Origin of the sequence: Algoriphagus ornithinivorans (assembly GCF_900115305.1) — a bacterium.
GTDB lineage: Bacteria > Bacteroidota > Bacteroidia > Cytophagales > Cyclobacteriaceae > Algoriphagus > Algoriphagus ornithinivorans.
In genome coordinates this window covers 35,643-49,457 of record NZ_FOVW01000010.1, presented here as the reverse complement: position 1 = coordinate 49,457, position 13,815 = coordinate 35,643, and the positions used below count along the sequence as shown (strand labels likewise).

General features: G+C 39.3%; 17 protein-coding genes and 1 tRNA gene. 5 read left to right on the top strand and 13 right to left on the bottom strand.

The window, feature by feature from the left end; translation table 11 throughout:
- Nucleotides 1-25: 25 nt before the first annotated feature.
- Both BM073_RS15075 and BM073_RS17980 read right to left on the bottom strand, forming a co-directional pair.
- Nucleotides 26-232, bottom strand: coding sequence for a DUF4174 domain-containing protein (locus tag BM073_RS15075; RefSeq protein ID WP_175557929.1), 207 nt, complete (start codon nucleotides 230-232; stop codon nucleotides 26-28).
- Between the two features lie 18 nt (nucleotides 233-250).
- Nucleotides 251-409, bottom strand: a complete 159-nt coding sequence (locus BM073_RS17980) for a DUF4174 domain-containing protein (protein WP_139217510.1) — start codon at nucleotides 407-409, stop codon at nucleotides 251-253.
- A 182-nt stretch (nucleotides 410-591) separates the two neighbouring features.
- On the opposite strand from BM073_RS17980, the gene BM073_RS15070 reads away from it, so the two are divergent.
- Genes BM073_RS15070 through BM073_RS15055 form a run of 4 tightly spaced genes read left to right on the top strand, consistent with a single transcriptional unit; the run spans nucleotide 592 to nucleotide 3,000 of the window.
- A complete protein-coding gene (locus BM073_RS15070) occupies nucleotides 592-1,041 on the top strand; it encodes a DM13 domain-containing protein (RefSeq protein ID WP_139217509.1) in 450 nt (149 codons plus the stop codon).
- A 3-nt stretch (nucleotides 1,042-1,044) separates the two neighbouring features.
- Nucleotides 1,045-1,938 (top strand): hypothetical protein, encoded by an 894-nt coding sequence (locus BM073_RS15065; RefSeq protein ID WP_091655164.1) that lies wholly within the window; start codon nucleotides 1,045-1,047, stop codon nucleotides 1,936-1,938.
- Nucleotides 1,931-2,557: a Crp/Fnr family transcriptional regulator gene (locus BM073_RS15060; protein ID WP_091655163.1), complete on the top strand. Its 627-nt coding sequence runs from the start codon at nucleotides 1,931-1,933 to the stop codon at nucleotides 2,555-2,557. The genes BM073_RS15065 and BM073_RS15060 overlap by 8 nt, the downstream gene beginning before the upstream one ends.
- Complete coding sequence (locus BM073_RS15055; RefSeq protein ID WP_091655162.1) at nucleotides 2,554-3,000, top strand: DM13 domain-containing protein; 447 nt, start codon at nucleotides 2,554-2,556, stop codon at nucleotides 2,998-3,000. Before BM073_RS15060 ends, BM073_RS15055 begins: the two co-directional genes overlap by 4 nt.
- 79 nt (nucleotides 3,001-3,079) lie before the next feature.
- Here the strand turns inward: BM073_RS15055 and BM073_RS15050 are convergent, their stop codons facing one another.
- From BM073_RS15050 to BM073_RS15010, 9 genes are all read right to left on the bottom strand, one after another.
- A complete protein-coding gene (locus BM073_RS15050) occupies nucleotides 3,080-4,528 on the bottom strand; it encodes a sensor histidine kinase (RefSeq protein WP_091655161.1) in 1,449 nt (482 codons plus the stop codon).
- 12 nt (nucleotides 4,529-4,540) lie between these two features.
- Complete coding sequence (locus BM073_RS15045; protein WP_091655160.1) at nucleotides 4,541-5,239, bottom strand: response regulator; 699 nt, start codon at nucleotides 5,237-5,239, stop codon at nucleotides 4,541-4,543.
- Between the two features lie 115 nt (nucleotides 5,240-5,354).
- Nucleotides 5,355-5,981 (bottom strand): hypothetical protein, encoded by a 627-nt coding sequence (locus BM073_RS15040; protein WP_139217508.1) that lies wholly within the window; start codon nucleotides 5,979-5,981, stop codon nucleotides 5,355-5,357.
- A complete protein-coding gene (locus tag BM073_RS15035; protein WP_091655158.1) occupies nucleotides 5,965-6,345 on the bottom strand; it encodes a GntR family transcriptional regulator in 381 nt (126 codons plus the stop codon). The genes BM073_RS15040 and BM073_RS15035 overlap by 17 nt, the downstream gene beginning before the upstream one ends.
- Before the next feature lies 1 nt (nucleotide 6,346).
- Complete coding sequence (locus tag BM073_RS15030; RefSeq protein WP_091655157.1) at nucleotides 6,347-7,189, bottom strand: hypothetical protein; 843 nt, start codon at nucleotides 7,187-7,189, stop codon at nucleotides 6,347-6,349.
- Entirely contained in the window at nucleotides 7,186-8,034 is an 849-nt protein-coding gene (locus BM073_RS15025) for an ABC transporter ATP-binding protein (RefSeq protein ID WP_091655156.1), read from the bottom strand. Before BM073_RS15025 ends, BM073_RS15030 begins: the two co-directional genes overlap by 4 nt.
- A 333-nt stretch (nucleotides 8,035-8,367) precedes the next feature.
- Nucleotides 8,368-10,188 carry a M64 family metallopeptidase gene (locus BM073_RS15020; protein ID WP_091655155.1) on the bottom strand — a complete coding sequence of 607 codons (1,821 nt, stop codon included), beginning with the start codon at nucleotides 10,186-10,188 and terminating at the stop codon, nucleotides 8,368-8,370.
- Entirely contained in the window at nucleotides 10,185-10,685 is a 501-nt protein-coding gene (locus BM073_RS15015; protein ID WP_091655154.1) for a hypothetical protein, read from the bottom strand. Before BM073_RS15015 ends, BM073_RS15020 begins: the two co-directional genes overlap by 4 nt.
- A gap of 103 nt (nucleotides 10,686-10,788) precedes the next feature.
- Entirely contained in the window at nucleotides 10,789-11,625 is an 837-nt protein-coding gene (locus tag BM073_RS15010) for an alpha/beta hydrolase (RefSeq protein WP_091655153.1), read from the bottom strand.
- Between the two features lie 442 nt (nucleotides 11,626-12,067).
- Between BM073_RS15010 and BM073_RS15005 the strand changes: the two genes are divergently transcribed.
- Nucleotides 12,068-12,511 carry a DoxX family protein gene (locus BM073_RS15005; protein ID WP_091655152.1) on the top strand — a complete coding sequence of 148 codons (444 nt, stop codon included), beginning with the start codon at nucleotides 12,068-12,070 and terminating at the stop codon, nucleotides 12,509-12,511.
- 262 nt (nucleotides 12,512-12,773) lie between these two features.
- Here BM073_RS15005 and BM073_RS15000 read toward each other — a convergent pair.
- Nucleotides 12,774-12,848 (bottom strand) — tRNA-Pro (locus tag BM073_RS15000).
- A gap of 489 nt (nucleotides 12,849-13,337) precedes the next feature.
- On the bottom strand, nucleotides 13,338-13,616 hold the full coding sequence (locus BM073_RS14990; protein ID WP_091655150.1) for a hypothetical protein: 279 nt from the start codon (nucleotides 13,614-13,616) through the stop codon (nucleotides 13,338-13,340).
- Nucleotides 13,617-13,815: the final 199 nt, after the last annotated feature.

Below are 13,815 nucleotides of genomic sequence, written 5' to 3'. Positions count from 1 at the left end.
AGATGGATGGTGGTTTTACTGGGCATTACATCCCATCTTTTCCATTTTTCCTGCGAATCTCGGACTGCCGCATAGGCATGGAGTCTATTTGACGCATCAAGGATTCCATTGGAACTGCTCCAGCACCCTGATTTTTGATTCCGCCATCCAGTCCGATCAGCAGCCAGCTTTCTCCTGATTTCAGGTTTTGCGATAGTTTCACAAAGCCTTTTTCGGCCAATTCCTCTTCCAAATTTTTCCAATGGATCTGTCATTCCGAAACATGCACCAAGAGTAATTTTCGCTCTTCCAGTTCCTTTTGATGACTTTTTATCCAGGTTTGATCAAAGCCGGGAGAATCAAAGACCACGATAATCCGCTTTTCCCAACGAAAATCATCCAAAGACTTGGGCTGCTGCAAAAAACTCATACAAACTAAACTTAAAAGGATCCAATACATACTTAAATAACTCAAAAACAGCCAATTGGTTGCATGAATTATTCTTCAGAAACTACTCTTTGGCTTCGCAAAAAATAGAAAGCTTTAAACTTCCGTGACTTTTTCGTGATACTCTTCGGCCAATTTTGACTCAAATCAAAACCAATAAAACCATGAAAAAAGTAATGCTTCTCTTTTACATTGCCTTCTTAGGCTTAGTATCCTGCACAGATGACAATGACCCAGTAGTCATAGACCCTACCCAGCCAACTGGCAGTCTCAATGTACTTCGATCCGGAACTTTTGTAGATCAAAACAATGCAGGATCAACCGGCAATGCAAGTTTAGTCACAGACTCTCAAGGCAAAGAATTCCTGGGATTTAATGAGGCTTTCAATACTGCTTTGGCAACAGGTACCGTGACTGTTTTTCTATCAACTTCCATGGAATTTATGCCTGATCCAGCCAATGGAAATCCCAATCTCTTACCACTGGGACCAGTAAGGATGGCCGGTCAAAATTTCTTTGCCATCCCAGCCGGCATGTCCACCTCCAAGTATACCCATGTCATCCTTTGGTGCGGTTCGGTAGGGGTTCCTTTTGGCTATGCTAATCTAAACTAAGTCATGATGCTCACTCAAAAAGGAAGCTTGGTCCGAATCCTCGGAATCGGATTGAGCTTCTTGTTTTCCTGCAATGCCGGCTTTGCCCAAAGTGGATGGACCAAGGAGAAGGGAGAAGGATTCTACCAGCTAAGCTTCAATCGTTTTAGCTCTTCGTATTATTTCACACTGGGAGGAGAAAAACTCAGTACGAATACCTTCACCCAAAATTCTTTGGTTTTCTACGGAGAATACGGCTTGACCGAACGCTTCACCTTAATCGCCAACTGGCCCCTTCAAATTTGGAACGGGTTTAATACCACAGAAACCGTTAGCGGTTTGGGCGATCTGAGGTTGGAGTTTAAGCATACCTTGCTAAAAAAGTACTTGCCTTTAGCCATTTCTGTCGCTCCGGAAATCCCAATTGGTCGAGCCAATAATTTTGCCCAAAGCACTCAAAATGACTTTGAATCCATCAATCTGCCTTCCGGTGATGGAGAATTCAATGTCTGGACAACCCTTTCAACCTCTTTTGCCTTACCCAATACACCACTATATGGAAGCATTTTCGGTTCCTACAATTTCCGGACTTCCTATGAGGACGTATCCTTCTCTGATCAAATCGCAATTGGACTCGAAGTGGGCTATCAAATTGCCGGGAAGGTTTGGGTCAATGGTCGCCTTCAAGGACTCAATTCGGTAGATGATGTCTTGGTCGCAACGGATTTTGTTCGGGGAGATGGGACGGAATATACCGGTTATAGTTTTGGCGCCTCTGTTCCGGTATATCAAGATTTTCATCTCTCGCTGAACTATAGAAACTACGCCGACTTCCTTTACTCACGAAGGAACCTCTATTCAGCAGGTACTTTTTCGATTGGAATCTATTATCAAGTCAAACCCAAATCCAATGAATAAAGCAAACATATCCCTTCCTCAATCCAAATTCCCTCAGCTACTGCGATTTCAGAAAGGCGAACAAATTTTGGAACAAGGCCAACTCTTTCAAGGCTATTTTCTGATTAAATCGGGCTTGGTCAAGACTATCCGCACCCAAGAACCCGGCAACAGCACTCTCCTTTCCATCAAAGATCAGGGGGAATTCCTGGGAGAATTTTATGAAGAGCGTGCGGAAAAAAGACTCTCCTACTCGGCCTTTGCTATGGAGGACCATACGTTAGTGGAGATGATCCAGCTAGAGGAACATCCCAACCAAAAATTCTTGAGAATCATTCATACTCTTCAGGAAGAAATTCATACTGCCAGACTGCGCTTGGAGCGGATCTTGTTCCAAGACGCAGAATTCAGAATTATCTCCGTACTCAAAGATCTTGGGGAGCGATTTGGAGAAAAATATGGAGATGAAACCCTGCTCAAGCTCCCCTTGACCCATGAAGAACTTGCCAAGCTGACGGATACCAGCCGGCAAACTGTAACCACTATCCTCTCAGGCTTGAAAGCCCAAAACAAAATCAATTATAGCCGGGGAAGAATTCTTTTCCGAAACATTCATCAACTCAAAACTCCCAACTCATGAAATCTTTCATTCAATTGCTCGCAATATCATTCCTAACATTTATGCTTTCCTGTTCCTCAGATTCCATGGAGCCTATTATTCCTGACGACTCCAATCAGGTTAGCGAAAATTTTGTGGTCTTAAAAACAGGAACTCTTACTCCCCAAAGTTCTACCAATACCCGCGGAATGGTTCAGTTGGTCCGGGATGAAGACAACAAGTTCTTTATTCGACTATCGGATGATTTTACGACCAAGTTTAGCACTGGAACGGTGACTGTTTATCTTTCTACCAGCCAATCCCTCAACCTCAACAATACTTCCACTTATCAATTGGTATCGATTGTAGGAAAATCCGGAGAACACTTTTTTTCCCTTCCGGGAATACCCGATGAAAAGTTTACGCATGGGATTATTTGGTGTGGAGCCGCTGGAATCCCATTTGGATTTGCTCCTATGAATTGAAAAAAGTGTGATATCAGAATTTATGCAAAAGCCTCTGTTCAAGTTGAACAGAGGCTTTTTAATTTTTGATGAAAAAGCTTTAGGCAGGAAGCACGAATTCAAATTCCGTGTAACTCTCGGAGTCAGATGAAATATGGATTTTAGAACCATGAATTTCCAGAATTTTTCGAACAATAGCCAGTCCAAGCCCTGAGCCTTCAATCCCCTTCATGTCCTTGTCTACCTTATAGTATCGATCAAAAATGGACTCCAAATCTTCCTTTGGAATGCCTTCACCGGAGTTTTTAACCCGGATTTTTACTCCTCCAGGCGCGCTACAGGCCTCTAATTCGATGTGACCATGATCCGGTGTGTACTTTACCGCATTATCCAGTAGATTCTGAATCACCCGATCAATCAAATACAAATCAGCCTCCACAACTGGCAAATTCGCACAGATACTAGAACTGATAGAAATGTCTTTGGATTGGGCTAGGAGTTCGTATTTCAAACTGGAATCTACCAGCAATTCCTGGATTTTCAGCTTCTCCTTTTTAACCTGCATCTGTCCAGACTCCAATTTGGAAAGATCAAATAGATCCGTTACCAGTTTGGTCAACTTATCAACCGAATTGAGAATTATTTTGTAGTAACTTCTTTTTTCATCCGGGGTCAGCTTTTCATCCCGAATCTGAAGGGTTTCCACATAGCCATTGATAATCGCCAGAGGATTTCGCAAGTCATGGGATACATTGGCAATCAATTCCCGACGAAGCGCATCTACATTTTTGAGTTCCTCAATATTATCCAGAATGGTATCTGCCATGGAATTGAAGGTTTTGCCTAGCAATGCCAAATCAGAATTGGAGGTAGACTGGGGCACTCTGGACTGCAAATCTCCTTCTTTGAAGGCTTCCACCGCCACGACTACTTTTCGAAGGTGTCTAGTCCACCAAGCTATCAAAACCAAGCCGATTAATAGCCCTACGATCAAGGTAATGAGGATGGAATTCAGCGTCAACCCTAACCAATACGAACCTAATAAATCAGAGCTGATGGCATCAAATTTTTCACTTTCCAAAGTGATGTAAACATAGCCTTGGAGTTCCCCATTTTCATAAACCGGGGCCGCGGAAAACACTGATGTCGTTCCGGGATTTCGAGGATCATCTCCCAGCACAAATTCACTGCCTCCTTCAGATATAAACTGTTCCACTGGTGCGATATCAACAGCCTTTAACTTGACCAGTTGATCCAACACCACATAGGATAAAATCTCCCCTTTCGGATTCAACAAATACACTTCAATTCCAGGATTGACGGCCATCATGGAATGCATTATCACTCCTAAGGCCTCTTCGTTGATTTTACCATCCTGAAAGGGATTGACTTCCTTGATTAAATAAGAAGCAACTTCCGCGTTGAGTTTTTGGGTAGTTTCCTGAAAATAGCGCTGGGCATTTTTGGTGGTTATCAGAATATAGGAGGCACCAACCAGAAGTAAAACCAAGATAAAGGAAAGCGATAATCTCCAATAAAGACTTTTCATGATTTTCGGGGATTAGAGTTCGTCATTGAAGCGATAACCTACGCCCCAAGTGGTCAAGATGTAGGAAGGATTGTTGGGATCTGATTCGATTTTGGATCGAAGCCGGTTGATATGAGCATTAACTGTATGTTCATATCCACTGAAATCATATCCCCAAATCAATTCCAGCAGCTCCCCTCTAGAATAGCTTCTTCCGGGATTTTTTGCCATGAGATACAAAAGGTCAAATTCCTTGGGAGTCAATTCTACCCTTTTTTGATCAAATTGCACCTTTCGTTTTTCTACATCGATTTCCAAAAGTCCCTGCGAAATAAGCGTTTTTTCTTTTTTCAATGCTAAAAGCTGGAGCTCCTGTCTTCGAAGAATAGCTTTGACCCTAGCCAAAAACTCCCGGATTTTAAAGGGTTTGGTCAAATAATCATCTGCTCCTGACTCAAGACCCATGACTTTATCTATTTCTTCTGACTTGGCTGTCAACATCAGAATTGGGGTGAAAATTTCCAACGCACGAAGTCGCTGGCAGATCTGAATTCCATTCATTTCAGGAAGCATCACATCCAAAATCAAGAGGTCGAATTCCCCTTTTTGGGCTCTTTCAAACCCCTTTCCACCATGATCAGCCACTTCCACTGCATAGCCCTCATCCTTTAGGTGAAGTTGGAGGAGTTCATTGATATTCGGGTCATCTTCTACAACAAGTATTTTTTTCATAGATACACTGCTAAGCTGAAAAATAATCTCAAAAGATCACGAAAGTATCACAAGGCTGAAAATTATGCTCTTTTCTAAAAATAACCGCATAAAATGCAATGCTCCTCTCTTTAGACTATTCTACAAAAATGGTGGCATTGGGATCCTTCTGGATATCCAGCTTTTCAACTTTCGAAGGAACCTCCATCCATTTTCCCGGACCTATCTTCCCTGATATTTGAGTTATTTCTCCATTTAGAAATAGTTGCTCATTCCGGAATTCGAGCATGAATTCGTTCAATCCACCAAACAAAAACTCATATCCTTGGGCAGAAAAAGAAAGGGAGTCTTGTTTCACTTTTTCGAATTCAACATTGCTTTTATCTAAAATAATCAGCTGATTCAAGTGCTTTACTTTCAAAACAAATCCACCATTGGGTGCCTGCTGAAGCTGGTCTATAAACAAAGTGTCATTGGAAACACGAAAATTCTGAATTGACTTGGTTTGGTTCGGCTTGACATTTCCCCCATGAATCGAGACATATTCCAAAGCAGAAGAGTCAGCTTGGACGATTTTTAGAAAACTGGTGTTTTGAACTACCAAAACCGAAAATTCATCCAAGGCTGTTTTTTCAGTTTTGATTTCCTTTGCCACTTTAAATGGAAGCTGATCTGAGGCTTTGAAAGAAATAAATAAGGTCAAAACCAAAGAAACCCAGACAAAGCTGAGAAATCCGACTATAATTTTATTGCTTGTTTTCATGATCATTGGATTGTATGACTTGAAGTAATTGGGCTAAATCTTGAGAATTCAATTTTAGAACCTCGACTTTGTGAATGATACCAGGAAGTTCCTGCTCAAAAAACTCTCTCTTTTGGATTCGCTGGAGTTGAGTTGTTGCATCGGAAGCGATGAAAAAACCGATCCCCCGCTTATTCTCAATTATCCCCTCTTCTTCCATCAAACTATAGCTGCGCATCACCGTGTTCCGATTCACTTCTATATCCGCTGCCAGCTCGCGAACTGACGGAATTTTTTCTCCTGGTTGAAGCTTCCCAATGAGGATTTGATCTACTAACCAATCCCGGATTTGTAGAAAGATGTTTTTGTGTTCGCTGAAATCCATCTTATACCTGCTTTTCAGTCAACTTAAAATAGGCCACGACATAGCTAAGTATGACTGCAAGCCAAATCCAAAGCACAGACATGCCTATTAAAAGTGGAGTTTCCGGAAAAATCTGAGGCTGATCAAAATTCAGCATCTGAAAACTCAATTCCCCATTCACTCTCAATAAACCAGGCCTCATGATCCATGATAGCGCTATGGTCGTAGCACTTAACCCCAACCAAGCAAGTACAAGCACTATTGGCATCCACAGGAAATTATACTTTTTAAAAATCAAGCTTCCAGCCCACATCAATGAGGGAATCAGTGCAAAAAGACCTAATAGAATCAGTTGGATAAAGAGTAATTGCTCACCGAAGTTTTGTATAAGCCAAAACTCTTTCCAGTCCCAAATACCAATAAAGTCCAAAGTTACATTCTTAAATAAAAGCGTTCCAAAAACCTGAAATAATCCCAAGCCTACATTTGCCCCTATCCAAAAAATTACCGGGTAAATAACGAACAAGCCAATCATTTTTATCAAAAGTTCTGTTAGATATTTTTCTGCTGTGCTCGCAGGAAGCATCAAATAAGTTTTGGCGTTCTGGGGATTTCGAAGAGCCAGGAAACTCTGTCCTAGCCAAAGCAAACAGAGGATAAAATATCCGCTGATGAAGATTCCGTGAGAATAGCCTGTTCCGAAAGTGAGGTAGCCATTGTTAGAATACAAGACTACTTGATAGACCAAAATAATTAATCCCATTAAGCCAAAAAGGGCAGTTAGATAAGTCCTTTTATTCGTAAGCCAATCGTACTTAAGGAGCAAGGCTAGCCGTGAATAGCTTGTAGATTTTGAAGTTTTCATACAGTCAGGGAATTGGTTTTTTTAAGCCTAGGAGAAATGGACACACCCGAGGTGACAGCTTCAAAAAGCAACTCTAAGTTGACCACTGTCTGGGCTTGAGTTGTTCGGTATTGAATGAATTGGACCCCAAGTGCCGAGGGATGAGAAAAAATTGCATCTGGCACATCCGATTGACTGACTCCAAAATGGAGCGAATCAGCTAAATCGCTTAAGTCAGCATCCAGTTTGATTTGCCCTTGATCCAAAATCATGACACGATCGAGTGTGTTCTCCAAATCCCGAATCAAGTGGGTGGCAATCAAAACAGTTTGATCTTCACGGAGAAGTGAGATCAATTCTTTCCGAAATGTAGACTTGCTCGAAATGTCCAGCCCATTGGTGGGCTCATCTAATAATATTACCGAGCAACCCGAACTCAAGGCCATCGCCAACCCAACCTTTTTCTGTTGACCAAAGGATAGGTCTTTTATTTTTTCTTGAGAATTAACTTCAAATCGCTGAAGTAGCCTTTCGAAAGTCGAAGTATCGAATCGCGGGTAAAAAGGCTGCAAAATCGTTCGATAGCTGTGAGCGGATAAATATCCGGGAAGAAAATTTTCATCGGGGACAAAGAAGACTTCCTGAAGAAAGTTAGCCTCCCTCAATTGGGGCGAAAACCCCAAAACAGACAGTTCCCCCTTTTTTGGGAACAATAAGCCAGCTAAGATTCGAAGAAAGCTGGACTTCCCCACCCCATTCTTTCCCAGGATCCCCACTATATTTCCTGGCTGGCACTCCCAAAAAAGATCCTTAAAAAGTGGCTTCTCTTTGAGATAGGAAAAAGCAAGGTTTTGAATAGTAATCATCTTAATTGTATTAGTGTCACATTAAACTATGACACTAAACTACAAATTAATTTTGAAAAAGCTATTTCTTAGAAAAGTTTTTAGATTCTTTTTTTTACCCACCCCAAAATCATCTCCAAAACCTTCTCCCTATCCAGATCATTGAGCAATTCATGATAAGCGCCTTCGATAATTTCAATGGTCTTATCATTTAGAACTGACCCATCAGTTCAGATAACCTTCGCCACTTCAATAGGTAGCTGATTAAAAGTTTAAATGAGATTGTAATTAATTTATAAGAGAAAAACTAACTGTCACACCAAAATTCATTCAAAAAAGGGAAGTCTATTTGAATCAATTATTAATCAGAAATTTAATGACTTCCACTCCATTCAAAGAGTTTAGCCTTAACAAATACGTACCCGAAGTTAAGCCCTCTATGTCAAGAAATATTTCATTATTTACCTTCTGAAAATCAACTATCTCTTTTACAATTGTTCCTTTACTATCGATAATTTCAATTTTATATAGACCAGGATCAATGGTTTTAGGATAGGAAATATGAACTACCCCACTACTTGGATTTGGAAATAGGGTTATTTTCCCATTTTTCTCTGTACCATCTAAACTTAATAATATATCTACTTTTACTGTCGCCATTCCACGGCTTTGGTTTCCGCTAAAATCTGTGACGATCAGTTCCACATTATTAATACCTTGATCTTTGATATCAAAACTGTCTTTTGAAAGTGCATAAGTAGCTATTTCACAATTATCATAAGAGCCATCATTTATATCGTTTGGAGAAATACTGGCCTTCCCATCTTCGTTTAGAAAAATATCTAAATTCTTAACTCTTACTATTGGAGATAGCCTATCTAGAACATTGACCAATACTACCGTGCTATCTGAATTCCCGCTAACATCAATAGCTTTGAAAAATATTTGATTTTCACCGAGATCAGTACAATCAAAGTTACTTTTTGAAACAGACAACGCCTTTATTGCAACATTGTCAAATGTTCCATTATTTACATCACTGGCTGAAATTTGAACTTTCCCACTTTCATCAAGTTCCACTTCAATATTCTTCACCTTCAAAGTAGGTGGAATATCGTCTGTTTTTTTGACCTTAATAAATTGAGTTCGGGAAATTGAATTAGATCCTACAGAATTACTACTCGTCAATGTAACCGAGTAAATTCCTTCTTCTTGGTAGCTTACTATTGGATTTTTACTAGAACTAGAATTTGGATCTCCCCCTTCAAAAGTCCAAGCCCAGCTTTCAGGTTCTTGACTTGTTAAATCAAAAAATTTCACTTGATCATTAGTATAAATTTCCAATTTATCTGCTCCAAAAAAAGCTACAGGACTCAAAAGTGGTTCCGACTTTGTGACTTGATCTATAATTCTTAAAGTCTCATTTTCGCAAACACTACAAAAAGGCCTACCTAAAAATCTCATCAAGCAATTTTGGTGAGGTCGATACCAGCTGGGTGATTCCTGATGAGGGAAAATCCCCACACCATTTTGGTTTAAAAAAGAGCTCCATCGTATTGTTCCAGGATTATTGTTTTTTGTCATATTCGGGGATTCTCTAGCATAAGAATCTCCAACCCAATATTCATCAGAAAGCTTTGAGAAAGTATGGCCCATTTCATGAACCATAATTTGTACGGCATCTGGGTGAGTAGAAAAAGTTGCTATAGCTCCTCCTGCACCTCCGTATCGCTGATCATTGACCATGAGGAGCGCTACATCAAAAAAAGGAATTGTGGAATTAAGTACCGAATATACTTTATTGATCTTGGTTGGAGTTAACAAGCGCTCAATATTGGAAGTATTATAAGAGCTTCCAAAGTAATTATCTATGGGTTCATTGGGACTTGTAGCTGCTCCGGATACATTAGATACAATTTTAATCGCGTAAACATTAAACATCATTTCTTTGGATTTCCACGGTTCAAGTTTAAACATCTCCGAAATATTTCGTGAAGCATCTTCCAAAAATTTATCTTGTTGCTCCAAGGTATAACCGTCACCTAGAATTACCAGATTAATCACTTTTTCTGGTGACCCACTTTGTTTTAGTATTTCTATTGGAAAAACCTGAGAAAAGCATAATGCCTGAATAGAAAAATATATGATTAATGAAATGGAAAGCCACTTTTTCATTGAATTTTAGGTTTATCGAGTTGTAATAAATTCAAATTTCTCCATTCACCTGAATAAAATTTATCCACACTAACTAGCTCAAAACATTCATCCCACTGAATCCGAACATAAAATTCTGCCTGCTCTACCTCTTCTGACTTAGAGGTTAAAATATTTAAAGAATCTCCTGCGGCATATTCATACCTTTTCATTAAAGGGTTAGGGATAATTTTTTGGGCACAAACATTCCCATCTTTCGACAAGAATGAGACTCTTAAATCCTCTTCAATATAATCCAATGGTGTATCCAAGTTACCCCTGAGCCTTCCAACATTGGTCAAGGTATTAATGATTTTCACTGAATCTTTTGAATTAATTCGTAAGGACAAAATTAATATTTCGGGAGTTGATTCAGAGGGTACTTCCAAAACCTCTTCTTGCTTTCCTTCAGGTATATTTACCTTACTTTTGCAGGCCAAAACAGAAAAAATGAATATAAGACTTAACAGTTTACGCATCGGAACAACAATAAGACAAATTAAAACCTAAGTTTAAAATGAAATAACTGTTAATAAATTAAAATCCATAAATATTTTAATCCAGAGCTTAAATTAACTTTAATTATATCCTCTTTTCAAGCCACCCCAAAATCATCTCCAAAGCCTTGTCCCTATCTAAATCATTGAGCAATTCATGATAAGCGCCTTCCAAAATTTCAATAGTCTTATCTTTTGAAGGAGATTTCTCAAAAAGTAATTTGGAGCCTTCTGGGTTTGTTAAGCGGTCGGCAGTGCCATGCATGACCAAAAAAGGGAAATTAAATTTTTCAGCATGCTCCTGGATAAACCGCATCACTTGAAGTAGTTCGTAACCTGTCCGAACAGGGATTTTTCCCTGAAATACCAATGGGTCCTTTTTATATTTTTCCACTTCCTCAGGAATTCTGGAAATCCCACTGATATCCAAAGCTAGTGCAGGAAGTTTGGGTAAAATTTTATTTAAAATCCCAGAAATAGCGATCAGGATGGCAGAAGTTCCCTCGGCTTCTTTGATTGCTGGGGCTGAAAGGATTATTCCCTGGGTTTCCGGTTGAAATTTAAGCGCATAAGCAACTGCCAACCCCCCACCCATACTGTGCCCAAAAATAAAGGAAGGCACTCCAGGCACATAGGCTTTCACTTTTCCATACAAAGCATGAATATCCTCCAGATAAGTTTCGTAGGAATCAAAATAAGCAGTTGGCTTATCCCGCGAGGACTGTCCATGCCCTCTTCCATCAAATGTAAAAACAGAGACACCTAAATTTACCAAGCCCTCAACCAAGCTTTGATATCTGGCGCTATGCTCTCCCAAACCATGGATCAAAAGCAAGGAGGCTTTAGGTTCTCCAGACATCCAGGCTTGTAAATAGAGGTTAACTCCATCAGGAGCAGTATAAGATGTTTCAAGATGCTGCATATACCAAAGGATATTAGGGCTTAGAAATAAAATATAATTAAAATACCTTTGAAAACAACGAAAGATAAAATTAAATACCTTTAAAAACTTGATTTAAACAGGATTAAGGGCATTTTTCCAATTGAACTAAATAGTGTTTTAATCCTGAAAAAAGACCGATAAACAGGTAATTTATCCAAAGATCACAAAGCTGAAACTAAACTAAACCCTCACCCCGAATCTCGTGTATGTGAATGGGTAATGTCAAAGAAAAATCCTACTGCTCATACGGAGAGTAAGGCTTTTCTCTTAGTTTAGTTGATCCCGACATTACTATAGAAAGCCCTGTGGTGGGGCTTTCTTTTTTTGTTTTAAAGCCAAATCAAAAGTCTATATCTTCTTATTTTTCAATTGCTTATGTTTCTATTTTTTTGTAATTTTTATTACACAAACCCAAAAAGCTATGGAAACTTCAGGCAAAATTCAGCATTGGGCTGACACACATCATCCCAGCTGGTTAGACTTCATTAGAATCGCTCTTGGACTTTTTATTCTTTATAAAGGAATTTTATTTATCTCTAATACTGGAGCTTTGTTAGAGATTATGAAAAATAGTGAACTACAGTTTTTTAATCTTGCTTTGGCTCATTATGTAGCTTTTGCACATTTGGTTGGCGGCTTATTGATCGCGCTTGGTTTGGTAACTCGATTTGCGATTATTTTTCAGTTACCCATTCTCTTTGTGGCCGTCTTTTTCGTCAACATAGAGCAGGGATTTCTCTCTGTTTCCAACAACCTGGAATTTGAACTTTCTCTAATTGTATTGCTTCTGCTTTTTGTTTTTCTTTTTTACGGATCAGGAAGAGTATCTCTTGACTATTGGATGAAAAAGCATCCGAATTGGTAAAAAAATTTCTTTTACTGTTTATCAATAAAAGAAGGCAGCCAGAACGACTGCCTTTTTTGATTTTTTGCATTTTTTAGAAAAACCGTACTAAAGCTATTTGTCGGGGTGATCCTGACTTTGTCAGGACGACCTCTCTGACCAGAATCAGGACATGCTAACCGCCGCCTTTCTAATTATTATGTCGGGGTGATCCTGACTTTGTCAGGACGACCATCCTGACCATAGTCAGGACATGCTAACCGCCGCCTTTCTAATTATAATGTCGGGGTGACAGGATTTGAACCTGCGACCACACGCCCCCCAGACGTGTACGCTAACCGGACTGCGCCACACCCCGAATTGAAGTACGAATTTACATGATTCTGATTTTTTTGCCAGTCGAATAGGCTTTAAAAAATATCGACTATCCGTTTTTTTCTTTGAAGAAAATTGGTTGGCTGATGATTTTGCAGCAAACCTCGCACAAGCTGACTTTTGGATTCATTTTTTCCGCTTTACGGATGGCTTCTAATCCATTGTTAAAAGGGCCTAAGTAATCTCTGTTTAAAGAATCTGGAATTAACTCACAATCTCTGTGGTGCACCTCATGACACCCCTCTGAATTTGCCACGGAAGATAAATAAAAGAATTTCATGTGTTTGGCTGAAAGTTGAACATCAAAAATACACCCCAAAAAAACACGAAAAAATACCCTATACAGGGTATTTTTAGGGGTAAAACTTTCACTTTTAAACTAACTTATTAACAAAAAGGGAATTTTAACCTGATAGTTTCGCTGCCTTTCAAAGAATATTTTAGTGCTGATTTTTCAGAAATCAATATTTAATTACTGAGAATATTTTTGATACAAGTATTCCCACTCTTCATCCAAACTTAACTCAGGACTCCGCTCTCCTGCCCTTCTATACCAATAATCAGCATTCCATAAATCCCCCTCTTTTCTATGCAAGTAAGCATGGACTCTGGCCGCGGATTTCCCATCCAATTGATCTACCTGATCATGAGCTTTATCCCAATCCCCATGGAGATCGTACCAAAGCGCTTTCAACTCAGGTGAAAAACTGGAATCTGGTGCTGTAGATTTTTTAAATGATTCTAAATCCATGGCCTAAAGTTGTGTAAATCTTAAACTTTCACAAAATGGCGATTGCTGATTTTCGCCTTTGAAAAAATCAGAATTCCTAAATATGTGATCTCTTGAGATACTTCATTTTAGTATTCAAAGGAATTATTTTACCGAAAATCATAAATCCATCAAATCAAAGCACTTAGACTTATCCTCAGTAAATTCAGAGTTTCTGTAA